17 protein-coding genes are annotated in these 23,671 nt (G+C 47.5%); 15 read left to right on the top strand and 2 right to left on the bottom strand.

Translation table 11 applies throughout. From position 1 onward, the window contains the following. Positions 1–189: 189 nt before the first annotated feature. From MHB46_RS17085 to MHB46_RS17110, 6 genes are all read left to right on the top strand, one after another. Positions 190–441, top strand: coding sequence for a hypothetical protein (locus tag MHB46_RS17085; RefSeq protein ID WP_069292030.1), 252 nt, complete (start codon positions 190–192; stop codon positions 439–441). Next, positions 434–2,893: a glycosyltransferase family 2 protein gene (locus MHB46_RS17090; protein ID WP_341162949.1), complete on the top strand. Its 2,460-nt coding sequence runs from the start codon at positions 434–436 to the stop codon at positions 2,891–2,893. The genes MHB46_RS17085 and MHB46_RS17090 overlap by 8 nt, the downstream gene beginning before the upstream one ends. Before the next feature lie 23 nt (positions 2,894–2,916). Next, positions 2,917–3,924 (top strand): glycosyltransferase family 2 protein, encoded by a 1,008-nt coding sequence (locus MHB46_RS17095; protein WP_025721702.1) that lies wholly within the window; start codon positions 2,917–2,919, stop codon positions 3,922–3,924. Continuing rightward, positions 3,887–4,306, top strand: a complete 420-nt coding sequence (locus tag MHB46_RS17100) for a GtrA family protein (protein ID WP_025721701.1) — start codon at positions 3,887–3,889, stop codon at positions 4,304–4,306. The genes MHB46_RS17095 and MHB46_RS17100 overlap by 38 nt, the downstream gene beginning before the upstream one ends. Next, positions 4,303–5,904 carry an ArnT family glycosyltransferase gene (locus MHB46_RS17105; protein ID WP_341162950.1) on the top strand — a complete coding sequence of 534 codons (1,602 nt, stop codon included), beginning with the start codon at positions 4,303–4,305 and terminating at the stop codon, positions 5,902–5,904. Before MHB46_RS17100 ends, MHB46_RS17105 begins: the two co-directional genes overlap by 4 nt. Positions 5,905–6,007: 103 nt before the next feature. Further along, positions 6,008–7,642 carry a glycosyltransferase family 39 protein gene (locus tag MHB46_RS17110; RefSeq protein WP_341162951.1) on the top strand — a complete coding sequence of 545 codons (1,635 nt, stop codon included), beginning with the start codon at positions 6,008–6,010 and terminating at the stop codon, positions 7,640–7,642. A 75-nt stretch (positions 7,643–7,717) separates the two neighbouring features. On the opposite strand, the gene MHB46_RS17115 is transcribed toward MHB46_RS17110, so the two are convergent. Continuing rightward, positions 7,718–8,506: an alpha/beta hydrolase gene (locus MHB46_RS17115; RefSeq protein WP_165177635.1), complete on the bottom strand. Its 789-nt coding sequence runs from the start codon at positions 8,504–8,506 to the stop codon at positions 7,718–7,720. A 266-nt stretch (positions 8,507–8,772) separates the two neighbouring features. Here MHB46_RS17115 and MHB46_RS17120 point away from each other — a divergent pair, with 266 nt between their 5' ends. Then, positions 8,773–9,918 (top strand): S-layer homology domain-containing protein, encoded by a 1,146-nt coding sequence (locus MHB46_RS17120; protein ID WP_341162952.1) that lies wholly within the window; start codon positions 8,773–8,775, stop codon positions 9,916–9,918. A gap of 70 nt (positions 9,919–9,988) precedes the next feature. Here MHB46_RS17120 and MHB46_RS17125 read toward each other — a convergent pair whose 3' ends face one another. Beyond that, positions 9,989–11,407 carry a VanW family protein gene (locus MHB46_RS17125; RefSeq protein WP_341162953.1) on the bottom strand — a complete coding sequence of 473 codons (1,419 nt, stop codon included), beginning with the start codon at positions 11,405–11,407 and terminating at the stop codon, positions 9,989–9,991. Between the two features lie 223 nt (positions 11,408–11,630). Here MHB46_RS17125 and ftsE point away from each other — a divergent pair, with 223 nt between their 5' ends. From ftsE to MHB46_RS17165, 8 genes are all read left to right on the top strand, one after another. Then, entirely contained in the window at positions 11,631–12,317 is a 687-nt protein-coding gene (gene ftsE, locus MHB46_RS17130; protein WP_023990620.1) for a cell division ATP-binding protein FtsE, read from the top strand. Then, positions 12,307–13,224 carry a permease-like cell division protein FtsX gene (ftsX, locus tag MHB46_RS17135; RefSeq protein ID WP_013312238.1) on the top strand — a complete coding sequence of 306 codons (918 nt, stop codon included), beginning with the start codon at positions 12,307–12,309 and terminating at the stop codon, positions 13,222–13,224. The genes ftsE and ftsX overlap by 11 nt, the downstream gene beginning before the upstream one ends. 85 nt (positions 13,225–13,309) lie before the next feature. Beyond that, positions 13,310–14,593, top strand: coding sequence for a M23 family metallopeptidase (locus MHB46_RS17140; protein ID WP_023990619.1), 1,284 nt, complete (start codon positions 13,310–13,312; stop codon positions 14,591–14,593). 206 nt (positions 14,594–14,799) lie between these two features. Further along, on the top strand, positions 14,800–16,266 hold the full coding sequence (locus MHB46_RS17145; RefSeq protein WP_165177631.1) for a S41 family peptidase: 1,467 nt from the start codon (positions 14,800–14,802) through the stop codon (positions 16,264–16,266). Between the two features lie 165 nt (positions 16,267–16,431). Continuing rightward, positions 16,432–17,748: a PDZ domain-containing protein gene (locus MHB46_RS17150; RefSeq protein ID WP_341162954.1), complete on the top strand. Its 1,317-nt coding sequence runs from the start codon at positions 16,432–16,434 to the stop codon at positions 17,746–17,748. Between the two features lie 177 nt (positions 17,749–17,925). Next, positions 17,926–18,483, top strand: a complete 558-nt coding sequence (locus MHB46_RS17155) for a class I SAM-dependent methyltransferase (protein ID WP_023990616.1) — start codon at positions 17,926–17,928, stop codon at positions 18,481–18,483. 273 nt (positions 18,484–18,756) lie between these two features. After that, positions 18,757–19,140 carry a hypothetical protein gene (locus tag MHB46_RS17160; RefSeq protein WP_023990615.1) on the top strand — a complete coding sequence of 128 codons (384 nt, stop codon included), beginning with the start codon at positions 18,757–18,759 and terminating at the stop codon, positions 19,138–19,140. A gap of 303 nt (positions 19,141–19,443) precedes the next feature. Then, a complete protein-coding gene (locus MHB46_RS17165; protein WP_341162955.1) occupies positions 19,444–23,508 on the top strand; it encodes a glycosyl hydrolase in 4,065 nt (1,354 codons plus the stop codon). Positions 23,509–23,671: the final 163 nt, after the last annotated feature.

Below are 23,671 nucleotides of genomic sequence, written 5' to 3' on the forward strand. Positions count from 1 at the left end.
CAAGAACTATATTCAATAAATAAATGTCAAGTTACTAGGGGCTCTTTTGCTCAGGCGAATTTCATAAATGTGTAAATGAAGGGCTTGAATGAGAACATAGGTATGTCCTGGTTTTGGGAGAAGGGTAAGTAAAAGCTCTAAAGTAGCGACGTAGCTGAAGGCAGAGTCGGGATGATCCAGGGAGGCATTATGAGAACTAAAAGGACGGCGCGTCAGTTAAAGAGCGCTTGGATCGGTTATCGCGCTTCTGAAGCCGATCAATTGATATCTTCATTGCATGAGGAACGGGTGCAAGCGGAGGAGTTACTGCGTGAGGAGCGGGAACTTTTCCACGCGGCGCTGGAACGGAAAAAGCAGCGGGATGCGGAGTTAAAGCAGCTGCTTGCGGATGCGCTTGCGGAAGAGCGGCGCTGGATTGAAAGGGCGGGAATTCATGGGTGACAAGCTTAGGTGGCAGGTTGGAGGAGTTTCAATTCGCCAAACCAAGAGAAGAATAAAAGAAGAGCGTCAGCGAATCGAACAACTGCAACAACAGCTAGAGGCCCAGCGGTCAGAGCAGGCCCCGGTGCTGTACAAGCTTGATTTTCATATCGAAGAGTTGGAACGGCGACTTCAGGATACAGAACTTCGTATCCAGGCGATACAGAACGCCAATGATACAGCAGCAGCTGTGGAACAATTGCTGGATGAAGGGTTACAGGAGGGACAGGTGCAGGAGGCTCAAGTCCAATATGCATCTGGGCAGGAACAGGTAGCGGCAGGAACCGCTATGGGCGCTGCTTCCAGTATCTCTGGTACGGAAGTCGAAGAGGCCGCAAGAGGAACGCAGAGCGGACGAAACGGCAAGGCCCGTCTGGGGGATCAACTGGTGGAGAACGGGATGATCACCCGCGATCAGCTGACAGATGCCATCCGCAACCAGAAACGCTACGGTGGCAGGCTGGGCGATATTCTTGTAGAAATGGGCTTCATTACAGCCGAGCAGCTACAGGAACAGGTTGGCGGCGACGAGTCCAAGGAGCGCCTAGGCGATATGCTGGTTCGTTCCGGCTATATATTACCGGAACAACTGGAGCGCGCACTGGAGTTCCAGGCGAAGAGCGGCGGACTACTGGGAGACATCTTGCTGTCATTGCAAATGCTGGAACCTGCGGATCTGTACCGCGCGATTGCTACACAGAACCGAATCGGGCGTATTGGTGAGGAACTCGCGCTGGATGCGGCGTATAAACTACCCGAGCAAGTGGCGATGGCATATGGCGTGGTCGTCATCCATCAATATATGAACCGTTATATTGTGGCGGTCAGCGATCCACTGCCAGAAGAGCGACGCTTGAAGCTGGAGGAAATTTTGGGTATGCCGGTAGAGCAGGTGCTTGCTACGAAGGAAGAGATGGAGCAGCTCTGGGGTAAAATCTACGGTGAAGAAATGATGCAGGAGAGCACGACCGGGCTATTGGAAAAAGAACCGCACAATTCGGCGCGGACGACTTTTACAAAGGGACAGCTGTGGGTGTTCGCGGCCATGGGTATGATTACACTGCTCGGTCTCTTATGGAACAGTTGGAAAACGGTGTTGATCATCAATATGATGATTCAGCTGTTTTATTTTGCGATGACGCTATTTAAGTTTGGCATTATTTATCTCGGTTCCCGGCGTGGAGCGCAGCTTCGTTTCACGAAGGAAGAGGTTGACGCCATGGATGAAAAGAAACTGCCGATCTATACCATTCTTGTACCTATGTATAAGGAAGCGGGCGTGCTTCCGATGTTGTTGCGGAATTTGGAGCAGCTGGATTATCCAAAGTCCAAGCTGGATGTGCGGCTGCTGATTGAAGAGGATGACATTGAGACGATCGAGCTACTTCGGGAAATGAAGCTGCCGGCCTATTACACGACACTGGTCGTTCCAGACGGTTTGCCAAAAACCAAGCCGAAGGCATGTAATTATGGACTTATTCGGGCACGGGGCGAGTTTGTCGTGATTTACGATGCTGAAGATCGTCCCGACGCTGATCAGCTTAAAAAGGTCATTGCGGCGTTTGATTCACTCCCTGAGCATTATGCGTGTATTCAAGCGAAGCTTAACTACTTTAATAGTACGCAAAATTTGCTGACCCGCTGGTTCACTCAAGAATACAGTATGTGGTTCGAGTTACTGCTACCGGGTATTATGCAGTTAGATACCCCAATTCCGTTAGGCGGCACATCCAATCATTTTCGGGTATCTGTATTAAAAGATATTAATGCGTGGGACCCCTACAACGTAACCGAGGATGCCGATCTGGGCATACGTCTGTATAAAGGCGGCTACAAAACTGCTATTGTCGATTCCCGCACATGGGAGGAAGCTAACAGCCGCGTGGGCAACTGGATTCGTCAGCGGTCACGCTGGATCAAGGGGTATATGCAGACATGGCTGGTTCATATGCGCAATCCGGTTAAGCTGGTGCGCGAAGTGGGCTGGAAAGGCTTTTTCGGCTTTCAGGTGATGATTCTGGCAACTCCGATGTTGCCGTTGCTGAATCCGATTTTTTGGGGGTTGCTTATTTTATGGTTTGGCTGGGAGTTGTCCTTTATTCCCAAGCTATTCCCGGGTTATGTGTATTACCTGGCCAGCGCGGAGTTTTATATTGGTAACTTTCTGTTCGTATTCAGTAATGTGGCCGGAATGTATTGGGTCATCGGGGAACTGGAAGAGCGCGGTGAACGAACATTTTCATACGCGATGGTCAAATACGGGCTACTCTCGCCGTTATATTGGGTACTTATGAGTATAGCTGCGGTGAAAGCAGCTTGGCAGCTCATTACCAAGCCGTTCTATTGGGAGAAGACCACGCATGGTCTGACCGATATGCACGACTTGGATGATACCCCGGCACAGTCCTCCTGAATATGAAGAAAGAAGGAGCAAGAATGGAGACAAAAACACCCTTTTTATCCGTCGTCATTCCCATGTACAATGAAAGCTCGCATCTCGAGCGGTCGCTTAAGGTAATTGATGGGGTATTGTCTGTTGTCACCTCACGCTATGAGCTCATCATTGTAGATGATGGTTCCAAAGACGATACGTGGCTTAAGCTGTCCGAATTGTCCCGTCGTATGCCCTCTTTGCTCGCGCTCCGGCTGAGTCGGAATTTCGGTAAGGAGCTGGCGTTGTGCGCAGGTCTGGAAAATGCCTCTGGCGATGCGATTATTGTCATGGACGGTGATTTGCAGCATCCTCCTGAAATGATTGGAGAAATGGTACGCTTATGGCAAAATGAAGGTTATGATTTGGTCGAATGTGTGAAAGAATTTCGGGGAGAAGAGTCGGTGGGCAAAAAGCTCGGAGCTTCTTTGTTCTACGCGACCCTGAACCGATTGACAGGCTTTAATCTCAAGGATGCCTCCGATTATAAGCTACTGGATCGACGAGTGGTGGATGCCTGGATGGCGATGCCAGAGCGGATGCCGTTTTTCCGCGGGATGACAGCCTGGCTAGGTTTCCGCAAAACCCAGATTTCATTCCGGGTGGCTCCACGCGAAGAGGGGCCAAGCCGCTGGAGTCCGTTAGGGCTGATTCGACTGGCAGCAGAAGCGATCGTTTCATTCTCGACAGTACCGTTGCGGGTAGTAAGTCTGATGGGCCTCATTTTTATGCTGATTTCAGTCGTATTGGGGATTCAGACCTTAATGCGCAAATTAACGGGTGACGCTGTGACCGGTTTTACCACTGTCATTTTGCTGCTCTTGATTATTGGCAGTGTACTCATGCTGTCGATTGGAGTGGTAGGAGAATATATTGCCGCCATATATCACGAAGTCAAAGCTAGGCCTCGCTATCTGATAGCAGATAAACGGGCGAATGCTGACCGATTGTGGGTGGACAGGGAGTTTAATCAACATGATCAGACGTTCATATCTAAAGTATCCAATCATTAAATACGGTATTGTGGGGTTGCTGGGTACAGGTATCCATGTTGGTGTGCTTGTGCTGCTGGTGGAGTTGTTTACGGTACCAGCAGTAACGGCTACTACAATCGGATTCGTGGTTACATTGCTCGTTTCGTATGTGCTGAACCGAAACTGGACGTTCGAGCCTACCGGCGAGGGAAGCCGCACCCAGTTTCTTAAATATTTATTGGTCTGTACCTGTGGCTTGCTCTTAAATGCCGCTCTGATGTACGTGACCATTCACTGGATCGGTTGGTCGTATCTGATCGGTGAAGTACTAACTACCATCATCGTGCCTGTTCATAATTATTTTTGGAACCGCTACTGGATCTTCTCCGTTCCGCAACAGCGTCAGAAAGAGGTTTCATGATTTTAAGAAAACACGGAAAATTTCTATCATTGTTTGTTTGTATTACTGCTCTTGAACTGGCCGTGGGCGTGTATTTTGCATGGTATCTTGGTTATATGCATACCGATGCTCTCAGTCGAGTGGCTAACGCATTTTATGTGCTATACAGTCGTGACCCACACTTGGGTGCTATCGGGTTTGTATGGAATCCCCTGCCCAGTTTGATGGAACTGATTGTGCTGTTGTTTTATCCTTTATTTCCAGTACTCGCTTCCCACGGGCTGGCGGCAGTGATTGTGAGCAGCCTGTTTGCAGGGGCGAGCGCGGCATTATTGTATGCGACGGGCAAACAGTTGGGGCTTCACGGTGCAACTAGCTTGCTGATTGCGCTATTATTTTCACTGAATCCATTTATGTTTCTGTTTGGCTTCAACGGCTTAAGTGACTCGCCATATATCTTTTTCATCCTGTTGACAGTGAGTCGATTTTGTATGTGGTTGAAGGATCGCAAGGCGGCGAATTTGATCGTATCCGGTTTTGCGCTTGCACTGGCTTTTTGGGTACGCTATGAAGCGGTCCCGCTTGGCGTTGCGATGGCTTTGGGTGTATTGCTGACGATCTTTTTTCTGCATAGGTGGCGTACAAACAGAGAGATGGTTAGAACAGAATTGTCTTTAAAAGAGCGACTGTACAAGGTGGAAGCGACATGGCTTCTATTGTTGTTGCCACTTGTCTTTTCCGGTCTGCTGTGGCTCTTTTTTAACTGGATTATCATGGGCGATCCGCTTTACTTTTTACGCTCGCAATATTCCAATTCCACACAATCAGCGGCTTTGTTAGAGAATCAACGCTTTGTGGCCATGTTTGCCCACCCTGTGCTGATGCTAAAGTTTGTCGGGCAACGAACCTTATGGTATGCTGCTCCGTTGATTGCCATTTTGCTCATACGATTGTTGGACAAACGTCTGTTGAGCTGGAGCACGTTAACGCTACTGGCCATTTTTTTATCGGTGCCAGGACTTCAGCTTTTGCTGATGCTCAAGCAGTCTTCTTTTGGATGGTTCCGATATTTTATGTATGTATTCCCGATTACGGTTGCCTGGTTGCCGTATGAGCTGAGTTTATTGAAGGGAAAAATGAGGGGGATCGGAATCTCTCTGGTCACAGCAGGAATGTTGGTAACAGCAGGCTTGTTATCCTACGCACTGACGAACCCCGCGATTGCAGCAGATGAACACAGCTATTTGACGCATAGTGGTAATGAAAGCTACGAACGTCAAATTATTGAGCGGAAAATAGCGCCGTGGCTGGATGAGCATTATGGTACATCTCTCATTTTGACAGATTCTTATGCCGCCTATCCGATCATTTTGAGCAGCAAAATTCCGAAGAAGTTTATGATTACGAGTGATTTTGATTTTGGAGAATCTTTGATGGATCTGCCTGCTTCCAAGGTGGATTATGTGTTGGTCACGCGCTTGGTGGATGGGGTACCGCTGGATCAGGTAAACCGGAGCTATCCTGATTTATTCGAAAAGGGAGCGTCGTGGGCCTCACTGGTACATGACTTTGACGGGCAGTGGCGATTGTACAAAATAGAGCATGAAGAATCGAAATAATTATTATATTTTAGTGCATCGTAGCGGAGGGAAGAATACAGCTGTAGGGTGTGAGTGGGCTACAGCTGTATCACCGCAAGAAGTTTGAGGGGGAACGAGAGGAATGTCCTTTCGCAAATGGTCTGCAAGCAGATGGATGTCTATAGGTCTGTTTGTATTTATACTTGCATTGGAGTTGTCTGCGGGCATCTATTTCAGCTATGTTCTGGGATATATGCACACAGACGCGCTCAGTCGCGTAGCTAATGCATTTTATGTGTTGTACAGCCGTGACCCGCATCTGGGCGCAATCGGATTTATCTGGAATCCATTACCCAGTCTTCTGGAGATGGTGATTCTACTGCTGTATCCAATCTTTCCGGCATTAGCCACCTATGGATTGGCTGCGGTCATTCTTAGTGCTACCTTTGCCGCTTTGACCGCTATGTTGCTGTATCGGGCGGGGGTCAGAACAGGGCTTAGCTCAGGGATGAGTATCATGCTGGCACTGTTGTATGCACTGAATCCGTTTATTCTACTGTTTGGTGCCAATGGGCTGAGTGATTCGCTATACATATATTTCATTATGATGACGGTGATTGAGTTTGCATTGTGGCTCAAGGATCGCATGACGGCAAGTCTGATTGTTTCTGGATTAGCGCTTGCCATGGCGTTCTGGACTCGCTATGAAGCGGTTCCTCTGGGCGTGGCAATGGCGGGTGGAGTGGTATTGGCGATCCTGTTTCTACATCGAAACATGGGCAGACGCGAGTTGGCCTTGCGAGAAAAACTGCACAAGGTCGAGGCAACTTGGTTACTGCTTCTGCTCCCCGTGGTCTTTTCCGGACTGTTGTGGATTTTCTTCAACTATCTCATTATGGGGAATGCTTTTTACTTCCTGAATTCTGAGTATTCGAACACAGCCCAATCGGCAGAGCTGCTGAATGATGATAAGTTTGTAGAGATTTTCTCCAATCCGCTGGTGGCCTTGAAATTTATTGCTTCCAAAACACTCTGGTATTCGGTACCGTTGTTTGCTATTCTGTTCATTCGTCTGTTGAGTGGACGCTTGTTCCGATGGGGAACACTGATTATTTTGCTGTTGTTCCTGTCAGTGCCGGGGTTGCAGTTTTTACTCATGATGAAGCAATCTTCGTACGGATGGTTTCGTTATTTTATGTACGTGTTCCCAATTACTGTAGCCTGGTTGCCCTATGAGCTGAGCCAGCTTCAGGGACGATGGCGGAGGGCAGCCTTTGGCCTGGTGTCCGTCAGTCTGCTGCTTACCGCTGGATTACTTTCCTATGCGTTGACTCGCCCGGATATTGCACCGGATGAGAACAGCTTTCTCACACGGACAGGTAATGTGAACTACGTGAGACAGGAGTCAGATCGTAAGATTGCCGTCTGGTTGGATGAGCATCTGCCGAAGTCTACCATTATGACCGATTCGGCTTCAGCCTACACCATGATTGTCTACAGCCAACATCCCAAACGCTTCCTGATCACTAGCGATTATTCGTTCAATAAAGCATTAAGTTATCCGCAGGATCACCATGTGGATTATATCCTTGTACCTAAGATCATGTCAGGCATGCCACTGAGTAAAATCAATATGGTATATCCGAATTTATATGAAAAAGGCGCTCCATGGGTCCAGCTTGAACGTGAGTTTAACGGTGAGTGGCGCTTGTACAAGGTGCTACCCAAGTCACTAACTAAAGAATCTCCATCGACGGAGACCACGACAAATCCGTAATGTGCAAAAAAATCCCCGAGCCTATCCCTTAGCCATGGTGCGATGAGGGAAGCTGCGGGGATTTTTTTAACCTGTTTAGTGCTCTTTGAGTGGTAGCCACGCCAGTACATCCTGAATTTTCGCGTCCCAGTATCCCCATTCATGAGCCCCAGGACCTTCTTCGTAGGTCAGCGGAACTCCGGTAGTATTACATCTTTCACGGAAAACCTGATTTCCCTTATATAGGAAATCCTCCGTGCCGCAGCATTGGTAAAGCCGGGGAAGAGAGGTCCCCAAGGTCGCATGACGTTGTAACAGTTCCAGCAAGTCGTGATCCGTTCCACGTATTTCACCTGGACCAAAAATGTTAAGCCATTCCGCTGGACTCATCGCATTTTGCATAGGATCGGTGCGTGATGCGTGTAAATCCATGACTCCCGAAAGGCTGGCAGCGGCTGCAAAACGCTCTGGATGCTGGAGTGCCAGTTTGAAAGCACCATATCCCCCCATAGAAAGCCCGGCTACAAAATTGTCTTCACGCTTGTCGGACAGAGGAAAGAATGAACGTGCCAAAGACGGCAATTCTTCACTGATAAAGGTCCAATAAGCCGCTCCTTGCTCCATATTCGTATAGAAACTCCGATGTACCTGGGGCATGACGACAGCTAGGCCCAATGAGGCGACATAGCGTTCAATGGAGGTTCGACGCAACCAGGTTGAATCATCGTCCGACAGGCCATGCAGCAAATATAGCGTCGGATGTGGCCCGGTTCCTTGCTTGCCCTCCAGTCCGATTTGCGAACGGGTTGCCTGAGGAAGAATAACATTCATGGATGTGCTCAGACCTAGAACTTCCGAATAAAACTGACATTGAATAAGAGCCATAAGAAGACCTCTTTTCTTAGGGTTTTGTGATCTCATTGCGGTGTTCCAGCATATGACTGAGTATTCATTCAGTATACCTTAGCCTGTCTAAATATACATATCCAAGTGAATAACTAGGTATTAAGTCCCGTTTCTTATTTATCCTACATTAGGTGGGGGTATGGTTATATGGGACGATTTTTTTAATTTGGGGGTTATTTGGGTTTGATTTCTGGTAAAGTGTTTAAAAAAGAATGATGAATCCAATCAGAGGAGGAATTTATAGCATGGGAAAAAAGTTAAGAAACACAGTTACAGGTGTATTGAGTACAGGTCTTATTCTTAGCGCATTCAGCGCAGCGGCAGCTGCTCCCCAAACTACAAGTGGACATTGGGCGGGAGACCAGGTGCAACGCTGGTCAGCCACAGGGCAATTGGACGGGGCGGTGAAACCGGATGCAGCAATCACACGTGCTGAATTTATTGTTCTTCTGAATCGCAGCTTGGGAACGTTCACACAGGAAACTCCAGCAGTGACAGACGTAACATATGCGGGTGGTGTGAAAGTAAACGGTAATGGAAGCAGAACGTTCACAGATGTTCCAGCTTCGCACTGGGCATACAACGAGCTGACAAGTGCCGTGAATGCAGGCTACATAAGCGGCTATGCAGATAACAAGCTCAAACCAAATGGTAAGGTAACACGTCAAGAGGCTGCGGCTATCGTAGGCAAAGCTATTGGACTGACTGCGGGTAACGCAGCAGATGTTACTAAATTCATTGACTCCGACAAAATTGGATCTTGGGCGAAGAAAAGTGTAGCGGCAGCTGCGGAGCAAAAAATCATCAACGGTTATCCGGATGGTAAATTCCAGCCACTGAAGTCGCTGACTCGTGCAGAGGCGATTGCTATTCTGGACGCTGCTTCCGGTTACAACCTGAGCTCTGTCGATAATCTGACGACGACTCCTGGTGGAACGGTGACGGACTCCACATACAGCAACGTGACAGATTCCACTTATGGTAACACGTCAACTACTTCTGGCAGCGAAACAGGAGATAGCAGCACAAGTACCAGCACAGATAGCACGACTACGGACAACTCTACAACAACGGATACTAGCACTGATACAGACACCACTACGGATACGACTACAGCCACTGACGCGGTTGCAACTACGAATGCGCTGAAAGTCAACGATGTGTATGACGGTGAAGGTACTATTACGGGGACAGCTAAAGCAGGTTCCACAGTAACCGCCTATTCCAACGAACTGCCTATCGGTAGTGCAGTAGCCAAAGATGATGGCACATTTAGTATCAGTGTGCTTACTCAAAAAGCAACGGTTAGGCTGGTAATCAAAGCTGAAGATGCAGACGGTAACGAAAGTGAGCCTGTAGAAATTTCTGTTTTGGGTAAACGCAGCGAGTAATTTATAGCTAAAATCCCCCTTCACTCTGTCTGGAACAAGTCCAGCCGACAGTAGAAGGGGGATTTTTCGTTTATTCGCTTATACCGTCCTCGACAATAGATCTCTCGGGTTCACGTGTTTGTGGCTCAGACGATGTGCCACCGCCATAACTAGCTATAATGCGTTGCTGCGCTCGATACGTATCGCGGCTGATTCGGGTGCGATCTACAGTTTTTCCGTCTACCTTTTTTACCCGGAATGTTTCTACCACATACCCTTCTTTGCCTTGCCGAAGTACTTGATAGAAGCCGGGGGAAAGTGAGTCATTACGGAGTCTCTTCTCCGGTATGGGAAGTACGCGAACCGTATGGGATTCCAGTTCATACGAAACATTGGATGGAAATGTACCAAAAAATTTAACAGTAAGCGTTCGGTTTTGGACAGCGGCACGAAGCAGTAAATGCTTGCCTGTATTGTTTCTAAAACGAAAATTAATGGACCCTGTAGCAAAAGTCGCATCCTGACCTTTGGGCAGGTAGCTGACTGGCAAAGAATGGTTGCGGCGCTCAACAATGTCCAAACCGACTCGCAGCGCTGCATTATATACCGTGCTGGATACCTGACAAATCCCGCCGCCTATGCCGGACTCCAACTGACCGTTGACGATCACTGGAGCTTCACGAAAGCCATGAGTGCGCTCAGCCTTGGCAATCAATTGACCGTAGTCGAATATGTCGCCTGGCTTAAGAATTAGACCATCAACGGTGCTTGCCGCTGAATTAACGTTATACACACGTCCTTCCGAGCTACTGCCGAGACTGGTGGAGAATTGGACGATTTTTCGCTCAATCCCTTCGTTCCGTAGACTGTCCACCGAAATTTTCGGTTCCAGCTGACGGAAAGGTAATTCCACTCGTACTGGCTCTTCCGAATCGGTAAAATCCTTGGGCAGCGCCTTATCTAGTGCGGCGTCCAATCTGGGCCAATCCAGGCGTCGGGCAGAGCGCCCTGGAATATAACGAACATGATCATTCCCGTCAATCTGACGCACAGCATTGATAGGCATGCCGTATCGTTGCTCCTCCCAATCGACTCCGAATCGGGCCCTTAATATCTCCTCCTGTCGGAAAGATGTGATAGACCATTCCTTTTCGAAGCTAAAACGTGTCTGCACACGAGTCCATAGATGCTCCGAGCTGAGTGCCTTCACGGCATTCCGAAATGCCTCCGCTTTATAATGAATTCCTGCTTCCCCGAGTGTGAGTTTTATATCCTGTGCACTGCTGTCACTGTCCGTCAGAAGCAGTCGACGTTGCTTCAATGCATCCAATTTTTTATCCACCAGCCGAAGAGCGGCTGTGTGATCCATGCTTCCTACGTAAATTCCTCCGACCCTAACTCCCTCCGGCAGCGTTTGTCTGTCGGCGTACAGATGAAGTCCTCCCCACAACATGGCCAGCGCCAGAACACCAGACCATATCCAAATGACAGATAAATGAATTTTTTTCATAATGCAGATGTCTCCTGTCTGATAAGCTTGATAGCGATTCGTGTGCCATAATATTCATATATATGTGCCAAAAGCAGAAAACTTTCGGTACTATTTAGGTAACAAATTTGTTACAATGATAAACGGTATGATGAAATAGAGAAGTTTTTAAAGGAAATGCATGGAATATGTCGAATGGATATTAGGTTATGCGTAATATGATTAAGCAGCGGGAAGTGATCGAGTGATTGAAATGCAGGATGTGTGGAAGACCTATACTAACGGAACCCACGCACTTCAAGGAGTATCGGTCAGAATTGACCGTAATGAATTTGTATACGTAGTCGGCCCGTCTGGAGCGGGGAAATCGACTTTTATGAAGCTTATTTATAGAGAAGAAGTACCTACCAAGGGGCAAATTTCAGTCAATGGTTTTAATATCGGGAAGCTCAAGCAGCGTAAAATTCCCTACGTTCGTCGTAACATCGGAGTCATTTTTCAGGATTTCCGGCTTTTGCCGCGTTTGACGGCTTATGAGAATGTGGCTTTTGCTATGGAAGTTATTGAAGCTCCTAAGAAGCTGATTCGCAAACGGGTACCAGAAGTGCTTGAACTGGTTGGCTTGAAAACAAAAATGAATCGTGAGCCTGCCCAACTTTCCGGTGGGGAGCAACAGCGTGTAGCAATTGCACGGGCGATCGTGAACAATCCTTCCGTGATCATTGCCGATGAACCTACGGGTAATCTGGACCCCGAAACATCGTGGGAGATTATGCAGTTGCTGGACGAAATTAATTTTCGGGGCACGACCATTGTAATGGCGACCCACAATAAGGACATCGTGAACTCCATGCGTAAACGTGTAATTGCCATTGAAAATGGCAACATCGTAAGGGATCAGGTAAGAGGGGAGTACGGATATGACTTTTAATACCTTCTTACGTCATGTGCGGGAAGGTTTCAAAAACATATTCCGCAATGGCTGGATGTCCGTGGCATCCGTCACCTCGATTATTGTGTCATTACTTATATTGGGCGTATTTATCATGCTGGTGCTCAATGTCAATTCCCTGGCTGATCAGGCAGATAGTCAGGTGGAGGTTAACGTATTTCTGGAGTTAAATGTAGAGCAGAACATGCGTGAAACGCTGCAAAAGGAAATTGCGGCGATGCCGGAAATCAGCAAAACGACCTTTGTGACTAAAGCTCAGGGTTTGGAGGAGCTGCGCAAAGATTTGGGAGACAGCGGCAAGGAGCTGCTGGAGGGTTTTGACAAGGACAGCAATCCACTCCCGGACAAAATTGTGGTAGAGGTTATTGAACCAACAACGGTTCCATTTGTGGCCGAAAAGATTGAGAAGCTGAATACGTTGCATCCAGAGAAGCCGATTTTAAAAGTTCGTTATGGAAAAGGCACCGTAGAGACACTCTTTACAATTACGAAGCTTATTCGTAATGTAGGCTTTATATTCGTCGCCGGACTGGCGATCATGTCCATGTTCCTTATCTCGAATACGATTCGCGTGACCATATTGGCACGACGCAGAGAGATTGGCATTATGAAGCTGGTCGGTGCAACCAACTTTTTTATACGCTGGCCGTTTTTTATCGAAGGCGCGCTTATTGGTCTTATTGGTTCCCTTATTACTGTAGGTATTTTATTTACTGGCTATCAGCGTTTGCTGACCGCCGTCCAGGGTGATATAGCCCTGAATATGTTGAAGCTTATGCCACTTGAAGGCATTTGGATTCAGTTGAGTGCATTGCTGATTATTTTGGGGATGCTGGTCGGGATTGTTGGCAGTACCCTGTCCATGCGCAAGTTCTTAAAAGTATAAGAAGCGCGGGTTGGACGTCGTGGTCGATATCAGTTAGAACGGGGAAGCCCGGTGTTATTTTGCGATAAAGGATGGGGAGTGCAAGTTGAAAAAAACAGGATCTGTGTTGGCCGCTACCTTGGTAGCCGCATTGCTAATCCAGCCTTCTGACGGATATGCCAAAAGCATGAGTGAAATCAATTCGCAGCTGAACCAATTGGAAAAGCAGGCCCAATCTGCCAAGCAACAACAGGAAAAGGCTGCTCAAGATAAACAGTATGCTCAACATTACAAAAATAAAACCGTGCAAAACCTGAAAATTGTGCTTGCTCAGATTAACAGCGTCAGTGATCAGCTGACTCGTGTTGCGGTTCAGATTGATCAAACGGAAGATAATCTGCGTGCGACCAAAAAAGATTTAGCCGAGGCCATTGATCGTATCCAGTCACGGGAAAAAATGCTGGAAACCCGTGTGCGCTTGATGTATACGGATGGAACCGTCTCATATATGGACGTGCTTATGTCTTCGTCCAGTTTTAGTGACTTTCTCAGCCGGGTAGATTCCCTGAAAACGATCGTGGAGCAGGATCAAATCCTGTTGGACGAGCATAAAAAGGACAAGGCATTGGTCGTAAGCAAGAAGAAACAGCTGGACACGGAATATAAAAATGCCAAGAAGCTGTATGCGCTCAAGCAGGACGCCAAAGCAGAACTGAATTCGAAGGAGAAAGAGAAGCAAAGACTGATTTCCAATTACGATCATGATATTGCTGAGTCAGATGAAATCAGCGAAGAGCAAAATGACATGCTGGTAGCACTCGCTAACAAACGTGTGGGTCTGGTGCAGGAGAAGAACAAGCTTAGAGCGGAGCAGGCTGCCAAAGCCGCACGCGCTAGAGCGGCTGCGCGTGCGGCTGAAGCCAAACGATATGCATCTTCATCCTCAGGTGCCGCCTCGAATTCCAGCCATGCGGCAGCCAGTACGTATACAGGCGGAACGGGCACATTGGCTTCGCCTGTATCCCATTACCGACTTTCATCTACTTTTGGCATGCGGGTACATCCGATTACTGGCAAGCTTAAAGGCCACACAGGTGTTGATATGGCGGCTCCGCAGGGAACCGATATTCATGCAGCCGAAGATGGTGTTGTCATTGTTGCCGAATGGTGGAGTGGCTATGGAAACACAGTTGTGATTGACCATGGAGACGGGCTATGGACCCTATACGGACACATTCGCAATGGCGGTACGGTGGTTCATACCGGGCAGACTGTGAAACGGGGTCAAAAAATTGCAGAAGTTGGTTCGACAGGCAATTCCACAGGACCTCACTGTCATTTTGAGGTGCGCGAAAATAACAAACCTGTAAATCCGATGAACTATTTATAGTAGATAAGGTAAGCCCTATTTATAGCCATTACGGTTGTAGATAGGGCTTTGCTGTAATGGTTAATATCCGATGAAGAACATGTGCATTGAGACACGGAGTAGGATACAATTAACATATTCCGTACAAGCTAGACGTATACTTCGTGGATGGACATGCGTTGTAAGGTAATAGGATACAAGATAATGAGAAGGCGGTGGACGATTAGATGTTGAAAAAAAGTACAGCGATACTCTTGATGGTGATCGGGCTGCTTGGCGGCAGTCTGCTCACTTTTGCCTATACTGGAACGACTACAGTAGGGAACAGCGCTCTGGGCGAAGGACTGCTGGCGAGTGTGACAGGTAGCAGTTCTACCTCCAGAAGTGATATCCGCAAAATCGAGACGGCGATGGACCTGATTCAGGGACAATATTATCAGGATGTGGATCGTACCAAGCTGGTGGATGGCGCCATCAATGGTATGATGGAGTCGCTCGGTGACCCGTATTCCTCTTATATGGGTAAAGAAACTGCCCAACAATTCGAGCAATCCATTGAAGGCTCTTTTACCGGGATCGGAGCCGAAGTAGCTGCCGAAAATGGGAAAGTCGTTGTAGTCACGCCAATTAAAGGCTCCCCGGCTGAAAAGGCAGGGTTACGCTCTAAGGATATTATTTTGTCTGTTAATGGTGAAACACTGGACGGATTGGATCTAAACAAGGCCGTTTCCAAAATCCGTGGACCTAAAGGCAGTCAGGCGAAAGTCAAAATTCAGCGCAGCGGCTCTCCAGATGCACTCGAATACACGATTACCCGTGACAACATTGATATGGAAACTGTAACGGCTCATATGGAAAGCGACGGTGTAGGCGTCATCACGATCACCCAGTTCTCCTTGAATACAGCAGAACGTTTCAAGGAAGAGTTAGCGAAGCTCGAAAAGCAAGGGCTTAAAGGGCTCGTCATTGACGTGCGTAATAACCCGGGTGGCGTGCTTTCCGTCGTCATTGATATTGCACAGCAATTTGTACCTTCCGGCAAAACGATTGTACAGGTGGAAGACAAGAATCAGAAGCGTGAAGAAGAGAAATCCAAAGGTTCACGCAAAAATTACCCTGTGACTTTGCTAATGAATAAAGGTAGCGCAAGTGCGTCCGAAATTCTGGCAGGTGCTCTTCAGCAATCAGCGGGTGCCGTGTTGATTGGGGAAAACTCCTTTGGTAAAGGTACTGTACAAACCAGCTATGACAAGCAAATGGGTGACGGTAGCCTGCTCAAAATCACGATTGCCAAATGGTTAACGCCAAATGGAACGTGGATTCATAAAAAAGGGATTAAGCCGAATATCGCGGTGGAACAGCCTGAATACTTCACAGCAGCACCGCTGAACAAGGAAAAGTCCTTGAAATACAATATGAATAGCAGTGATGTGAAAAATGCACAAATCATTCTACAAGGCTTGGGTTACAAACCAGGTCGCGAGGATGGCTATTTTGACAAAGTAACGGAAAGCTCTGTTATTGCTTTTCAAAAACAAGTGAAGCTGACGGCTAGCGGCATCATTGATGCGAAGACAGCAGCAGCGATGGAAGCCAAGCTGATTGAGAAAATTCGTGATCCGAAAAATGATAATCAACTCAAGCAGGGGATTGAAGAGATTCGGAAGGAAATGAAGACAAGTGTAGCGAAATAATAGTGAGGCTACAACAAGGGGGCTGGAAACAGCCTCCTTTTATATTGGGATTTATTTGCAGTCTGTCGGTTTGTCTTCCCTACGTTGGCAATTTCATATAGAATAAATGGATATGAAATGTACGTGATCCGCTATACAGCGGGCCAGGGGCATTAAGGAGTGTGAATGGACTTGGAATGGGCATTACAATGGGGATGGAGCGTCTTAAATGCTTGCCTGCACCTGCTTTTGCAGCCGTTTTATTATATCTCGATACTCATTGTCGCACTTGGTTATCGTCGGCAAATGCTGCTGGAGCGCAAGCTATTTCATACCAAAATGCATAGCTGGGCTGCAGAGACCTGGCGTGTCGTATGGAGTGGTTTGCTTGCTGGAATGGCGCTATCTGCTCTGGGGATGTTCGTCAGCGTGCATCTGAACTCGGCTTCCATCGTATGCCTGTGGGTAGCGACATTACTGCTCATGCTGGTACGCGTCCGTTACCTGTGTCTCGCTTATTCGGTAGGTCTGCTAGGTGTGGCTCAATTTTTCGTAAACGTGGCCAGTGGCTGGCAACCTGGGGGAGCGCTCGGAACATCAGTAGCATCTATCCGCGGATTGGATATTCCAGCACTGTTGGTGCTGGTCGCCGTGCTGCATGTGGCTGAGGCGCTGTTGGTTCGCTGGCAAGGGGGGAAAGCTGCCACTCCACTGTTTGTCGAGGGCAAACGGGGAAGATTGGTTGGCGGTTATCGTATGGAAGACCTCTGGCCCATTCCGTTGTTGTTGTTGGTACCGACTCAGGGAGGCTTCATGCTTCCCTGGACACCTTTGTTCGGCGGCGATGCCGGAACCGGGTATATGCTGGCAGCCTTGCCAGTCCTGATGGGCTTCAGCAGCGTGACGCTAGGCCAGCTACCACGACAGAAGGCGGTACTTACTTCGAACCGTTTGCTCCTGTATAGTGTGGCTTTACTTCTGCTGAGCTTGCTGGCTGCATGGTGGAGTCCGCTGATATTGTTAGCAGCGTTATTCTCCTTTCTGGCTCATGAGGCGCTGATCTGGTATGGTAATATAGAGGAAAGTCGTCTTAGCCCGATGTTTGTCCATCCGGAGCAAGGGATGCGTGTTCTCGCTGTGCTGCCAGACAGTCCAGCGACAGCCATGGGCATACTGCCGGGCGAGGCCATTTACCGCGTGAATGGGGTTGTTGTGAATACCCGTGCCGAGTTACACCAGGCCTTGCGAATCAACTCTGCTTTTTGTAAGCTGGAGGTACGCAATCTGCAGGGCGAGAGCAAGTTTGTGCAGCGAGGCATGTACGACGGCGATCATCACCAGCTAGGGGTTGTGCTTGCACCGGATGCAGACGCGAGCTGGGCCGTATCCATACAGCCAGCCTCCATCTACCGGATTGTTGCCATGCACATAGGCGCACGCCAACGTAAAGCTGGACAGGCATCGCAGGCAGAGAAGGCACATTTGGATACCATGGACAAATAGATGTTACAACAAGAGGGTAGTCATTATTTGATTAGAGTCGAATAAGGCTACGCTCTTTTTATATGCCGACAGTAGCCTGCTTGAAATCAATATTCTGATCGGTATACAATGAATATGTAATAAGAAGCGTTGATGAACCGAATGCCTATCATGTGTGACAAGCAGGGAGAGGAAAAGATGAACGCGATCCACTTTATTCGAGAGTACATCAGGCATCCACGCAGCGTAGGCGCTGTTATACCCAGCTCAAGACAGTTGGCCAAACAAATTGCCACACCGATTTACTTTGACAAAGCATCGTGCATTATTGAATATGGTGCAGGAACCGGTGTGTTTACGCAAGAGCTTATTTTGAACAAGCGTCCAGAAACGCTACTTTTAGTGATTGAAGCTAATGAATCGTTTTACAAAACGCTACAAAGCAAGTACGGACACTTGGAGAGGGTACACATTATTCATGGATCGGCTGAGCATGTAGCTCAGTATATACGACAGTATGAGGTCCCAAAAGTGGATTATGTCGTGTCAGGGCTCCCTTTCACCAGCTTGCCCGCTGCATTATCCAGCCTCATTTTGGGACAAACGGCTGAGGTTTTGGGCCAGGAAGGCAAATTTATTACGTTCCAGTACAGCAAGGTCAAACACAATTTTTTCCGCACCTTTTTTGCTGACATTCAGATTAAAAAGGTAAACTGCAATGTTCCGCCCGCTTATGTGTTCACTTGCAGCCTGTAACTTTGCAGCTATGTAGAGGATTAGAATAAATACGAATGTGAATATACGGATGATTATGATAAGACTTGGTCAGCGTCATTGAGATGCTGAAACGGTCTTTTTTTGTTGTGCACTTTTATGGATATATAAGAAGGGGATATGTTAAAAAGCAAAATTCATTTAAGGAATCATATTTTAAAATGGGGCTTAACCTATATATTACATAAGATGGAACCCGCTAGATTTTTGTAAGATTCATGATAAATCTGAACTTTTGTTAAAGGAGATTTATATATGGTAAAACCGCTGATATTCATGCGTTGGTGTGAGTACTATGAGTTAAGTGACCGTGAGACGGATTTTGTATCTTTTTTTATGATGAATTTCTCGGCTGCCCGTTCAGGCAATCAACCGAAGCTTAGGGAGCAGTTTGTTGAAATTCAGAAAAAAACCTTCCCTGAATACCCGTTTGATATTACCCCGGAAGAACTGGATTACTCCAAATTCGAAGGCTTGATGAAGCAAGTGCTGAAAATTCATTTTGACACGGCCGAGCTATTATACTCCTTTTATCTCCAAAAGCTGTGCGCACCTTTGGCAGAATACATTTTATCCACTGGAGAATCAGAGCCTGCACGCATCTATTATAAGCTTATTCAAAAGGATAAAGTGCGCTAGGGAAGACGAGTGTGGATGAGCAAGAGCTATTGGGATACCTCAAGCTATATGGTTATTTAAGAAATTAATACTAGCTAATTAAAACAATAGTTAAAAATGTCAATATGCCTTTGTGTTAAGGTAATATTATAAATCCAGTTTCAAAGAAAGAGGGTGTTGTTTTCGGCTGGAACATTTCAAGCACGGATATGACGCTGCAACGGAACGATAAGCTCGTTTGGGGACAGGGAAGGGGCCTTAAAGCCTCAAGGAGGGGCATTCTTATGGGTGCCGCTCTTTTTAAATTGAAGGGAGGAAAACGGCATGAAGGCGAAAAATAGTAGTAGTATTTGGTCCAAACGTTCCAAATGGCTGCCTGTCGTCATGGCATGCACGATTATAGTAGGGGGTGCTCTACCGGCTCCAACTGTAGTTCACGGTCAAACGGCAAAGACTGTTACCATTAAAGTCGATACATCCAAGGATCGTAAGCCTATTAGCCCTTATATTTACGGTACGAATCAGGAGTTGTCAGGCGATGAGAATCTGACTGCCAGACGACTTGGTGGCAATCGAATGACCGGATATAACTGGGAAAACAATATGTCCAATGCAGGAAGCGACTGGATGCAGTCCAGCGATAGCTATTTATGCGACAACGCCGGATTGACAAAAGCCGAATGTGAAAAGCCAGGTGCGGTGGCAACCTCGTTTCACGATCAATCGCTGAAGCAAGACACATATTCTTTAGTCACACTGCCGATGGCCGGTTATGTGGCCAAGGATGGAAACGGAAGTGTGCAGGAAAGCGAAAAGGCTCCTTCCGCTCGGTGGAATGAGGTCGTAAACGCTAAAAATGCGCCGTTTCAATTGCAGCCTGATCTGAAAGACAATCAGGTTTATGCGGATGAATTCGTCAACTTTTTAGTGAAAAAGTACGGCGTTGCTTCAACAAAAACGGGCGTGAAAGGATACTCGCTCGACAATGAACCCGCTCTCTGGTCGCATACGCATCCGCGCATTCATGGTGAAAAGGTCGGAGCGAAAGAGTTGGTAGACCGGTCGGTAAGTTTATCCAAAGCCGTTAAGGCGGTTGACGCGGGTGCGGAAATTTTTGGGCCCGTCCTTTACGGTTTTGGCGCCTATAAAGATCTTCAAACTGCACCTGATTGGAACTCTGTAAAAGGCAACTATAGCTGGTTCGTGGACTATTACCTCGATCAAATGCGCCTCAGCTCGCAAGCTGAAGGCAAGAGATTGCTGGATGTTTTCGATGTGCACTGGTATCCTGAAGCGATGGGTGGAGGCATACGAATTACAAATGAGGTAGGCAATGACGAAACGAAGAAAGCCAGAATGCAAGCGCCTCGTACTTTGTGGGATCCGACCTACAAGGAAGATAGCTGGATCGCTCAATGGAACAGTGAATTCTTGCCTTTACTGCCTCGATTAAAGCAGTCGGTGGATAAGTATTACCCGGGAACCAAGCTGGCTTTGACTGAGTATAGCTATGGTGGCGAAAATGATATTTCCGGCGGTATCGCTATGGCCGATGTGCTGGGCATCTTGGGCAAAAACGACGTTTATATGGCAAACTACTGGAAGTTAAAGGATGGTGCCAACAACTACGTTAGTGCCGCTTACAAGCTTTACCGCAATTATGACGGAAAAAGCTCTACTTTCGGTGATATCAGCGTTCATGCGCAAACGTCGGATATTGTTAATAGCTCGGTGCATGCTTCCGTAACGGATGCATCCTACAAAGAACTGCACCTCGTTGTCATGAATAAAAGCATGGACAGTGCATTCGACGCCCAATTTGATCTTTCCGGCGAGACGACTTACGGTTCCGGTAAAGTATGGGGCTTCGACAAAAATAGCTCGCAAATTAAGGGAGCAGCGCCAATCACGCAAATTTCAGGCAACCGCTTTACCTATACAGTACCGCCTTTGACGGCTTATCACATCGTGTTGACTGCTGGCAATGATACGTCTGTGCCACCTGTGGAAGGTCCTGAAAGCTTTGCGCTGAGGGCTGAGGCTGGCGATGGGAAAGTCGATTTATCCTGGGACGCTTCCAGCGAAGTTGTAAGTTACAGTGTACAGCGGGCAACATATGAAAACGGTCCTTTTGCTGCTGTAGCATCCAACTTGGTCGAAACGTCTTATACGGATACGAACGTAACGAACGGCACTTCTTATTATTATAAAATAACCGCAAAAACAAAGGCGGGAACGAGCGAATCCAATGTTTTGAAAGCGGTTCCGCGAACGCCTGTAGACGGACAGGATCGCTATGAAGCCGAAGATGGCATGCTGAAGGGAACCATTGTGGAATCCAGCGGAACCGGCTTCTCCGGTACTGGTTATGTAACTAATTTTCACAATGCAGGGGATTCCCTGACGATGACGATCCAGGCAGAGGCGGCAGGCTTGTACAATCTTACAATCGGCTACCGTTCGCCTCATGATGACAAACGCACCAACTTTTCTTTAAACGGCAAAGCATCTGGCGAGCTAGTACTTTGGAAAACGGCTGATTTTAAAGAAACTTCCGGAGGTAAGGTTCTGTTGAATGCAGGGGCGAATACGATCGGTTTTGAAACAGGCTGGGGCTGGTATGATATCGACTATGTCAAGCTGGAGCCAGCTGCTGACCGCCCACCGCATGCGGTAACCAAAACGCTCACCAATCCGAATGCGACAGTAGAAGCAAGAGCATTGATGAACTATCTGGTTGATCAATATGGGAAGAATATGCTTTCCGGTCAAGAGGAAATAACCGAAATTGATTGGCTTCAAGCAAATGTAGGTAAAAAGCCGGCAATTGCAGCGCTTGACCTGATCGACTATTCGCCAAGTAGAGCGGAACACGGTCTTAGTTCCACAGAGACGGAAAAGGCGATTGAATGGGATAAGCAAGGAGGAATTGTTACCTTTGCATGGCACTGGAACGCGCCGAAAGGTCTGATCGATACGCAGGGAAAAGAATGGTGGAGAGGCTTCTATGCCGATTCGACTACATTCGATATAGAATATGCGATGAATCATCTAGAGTCTGAAGATTATAAATTGCTTATTCGCGACATCGATGTGATTGCAGGGCAATTGAAGAAGTTGCAGGATGCGAAAGTTCCTGTCCTGTTCCGTCCTTTGCACGAAGCGGAAGGCAAATGGTTCTGGTGGGGCGCTAAAGGTCCTGAGCCTGTTAAAAAATTGTATATTTTGATGTACGACCGTTTGACTAAAGTGCACAAATTGAACAATCTGATCTGGGTCTGGAACTCTGTTGCTCCCGACTGGTATCCGGGAGATGAGTATGTGGATATTTTGAGCTTCGACTCTTATCCACAAGCAGGCGACTACAGCCCGCAAATTGCAAAATATGAAGACCTTGTTACATTAGGCAAGGACAAAAAGCTAGTTGCCATGAGCGAAAACGGACCTATCCCGGACCCTGACCTTATGAAGGCGTATCAAGCCCATTGGAGCTGGTTCGCTACATGGTATGGGGATTTCTTGAGAGACGGCAAACAAAACAGTCTTGAGCATCTGAAAAAAGTGTATAATCATCCGAACGTCATTACGCTTGAAAAACTCCCGACTAACTTAAAAACGTATGGCATTACCGAGCAGCCATCAGTACCGGGCAGCTTCACGCTGAATGCAGCGGGCGAAACGGCGAAAGTAAAGCTGAGCTGGACGGCATCGGCGAATGCGGCAAGCTATGAAGTGAAGCGTTCGACGGCTGAAAACGGCGCGTTCGCCACAGTAGCGAGCGATGTATACGGAAGCAGCTACACCGACACAGCCGTAACAGCAGACACGACGTACTATTACCAAGTCGTAGCGAAGAATGATGCAGGACAAACGGTTTCCAACACGGCTAGCGCAGCGCCGAAAGCGGATACTCAGCAGCCGACAACGGGACTGGTGCTCCAGTATCGCACAGCGGATACAAATGTGAACGACAATCACTTGAACCCGCATTTCCAAATTGTAAACAAAGGTACAACCTCCGTACCGATCAACGAGTTGAAAATTCGCTACTACTACACGATCGACGGCGACCGCGCGCAGACATTCAACTGCGACTATGCGACGCTGAGCTGCTCGAAGCTGAATGGTAAGTTGGTTAAAATGGATAAAGCTGTAGGAGGCGCTGATTATTATTTGGAAGTCAGCTTTAACTCGGATGCAGGCGTGTTAGCACCTGGAGGAAGCACGAGCGGAATTCAAACCCGTATTCATAAAACAGACTGGTCGAACTATAACGAAAGTGACGATTACTCGTATAAAGGCACGCAGACTTCATTCGCCGATCATACGAAGGCTACGTTGTACCATAACGGCATACTTGTCTGGGGAACCGAACCGACAGCTAATTAAAATGATATAAATACCATCGCTGAAATGAGCAGGGGGATTTAGTATCCTACCTGCTCATTTTTTTTGTACAAAAATACTCCAAGAGATATGTTTGATTATTATATTCAGGTTTAAGGAATCACGAACCAAAATTACCTTATAACGTTAGAAGAGATGAAAAATA

Source organism: Paenibacillus sp. FSL H7-0703, from assembly GCF_038003485.1.
Classification (GTDB): Bacteria; Bacillota; Bacilli; order Paenibacillales; family Paenibacillaceae; genus Paenibacillus; species Paenibacillus polymyxa_B.

What these genes read in the sequence shown, in the direction of transcription:
- MHB46_RS17085 (WP_069292030.1), top strand. Translation starts at nt 190, where the DNA reads ATGAGAACTAAAAGGACGGCGCGTCAGTTAAAGAGCGCTTGGATCGGT.
- MHB46_RS17090 (WP_341162949.1), top strand. Translation starts at nt 434, where the DNA reads ATGGGTGACAAGCTTAGGTGGCAGGTTGGAGGAGTTTCAATTCGCCAA.
- MHB46_RS17095 (WP_025721702.1), top strand. Translation starts at nt 2,917, where the DNA reads ATGGAGACAAAAACACCCTTTTTATCCGTCGTCATTCCCATGTACAAT.
- MHB46_RS17100 (WP_025721701.1), top strand. Translation starts at nt 3,887, where the DNA reads ATGATCAGACGTTCATATCTAAAGTATCCAATCATTAAATACGGTATT.
- MHB46_RS17105 (WP_341162950.1), top strand. Translation starts at nt 4,303, where the DNA reads ATGATTTTAAGAAAACACGGAAAATTTCTATCATTGTTTGTTTGTATT.
- MHB46_RS17110 (WP_341162951.1), top strand. Translation starts at nt 6,008, where the DNA reads ATGTCCTTTCGCAAATGGTCTGCAAGCAGATGGATGTCTATAGGTCTG.
- MHB46_RS17115 (WP_165177635.1), bottom strand. Translation starts at nt 8,506, where the DNA reads ATGGCTCTTATTCAATGTCAGTTTTATTCGGAAGTTCTAGGTCTGAGC.
- MHB46_RS17120 (WP_341162952.1), top strand. Translation starts at nt 8,773, where the DNA reads ATGGGAAAAAAGTTAAGAAACACAGTTACAGGTGTATTGAGTACAGGT.
- MHB46_RS17125 (WP_341162953.1), bottom strand. Translation starts at nt 11,407, where the DNA reads ATGAAAAAAATTCATTTATCTGTCATTTGGATATGGTCTGGTGTTCTG.
- ftsX (WP_013312238.1), top strand. Translation starts at nt 12,307, where the DNA reads ATGACTTTTAATACCTTCTTACGTCATGTGCGGGAAGGTTTCAAAAAC.
- MHB46_RS17145 (WP_165177631.1), top strand. Translation starts at nt 14,800, where the DNA reads ATGTTGAAAAAAAGTACAGCGATACTCTTGATGGTGATCGGGCTGCTT.
- MHB46_RS17150 (WP_341162954.1), top strand. Translation starts at nt 16,432, where the DNA reads ATGGACTTGGAATGGGCATTACAATGGGGATGGAGCGTCTTAAATGCT.
- MHB46_RS17155 (WP_023990616.1), top strand. Translation starts at nt 17,926, where the DNA reads ATGAACGCGATCCACTTTATTCGAGAGTACATCAGGCATCCACGCAGC.
- MHB46_RS17160 (WP_023990615.1), top strand. Translation starts at nt 18,757, where the DNA reads ATGGTAAAACCGCTGATATTCATGCGTTGGTGTGAGTACTATGAGTTA.
- MHB46_RS17165 (WP_341162955.1), top strand. Translation starts at nt 19,444, where the DNA reads ATGAAGGCGAAAAATAGTAGTAGTATTTGGTCCAAACGTTCCAAATGG.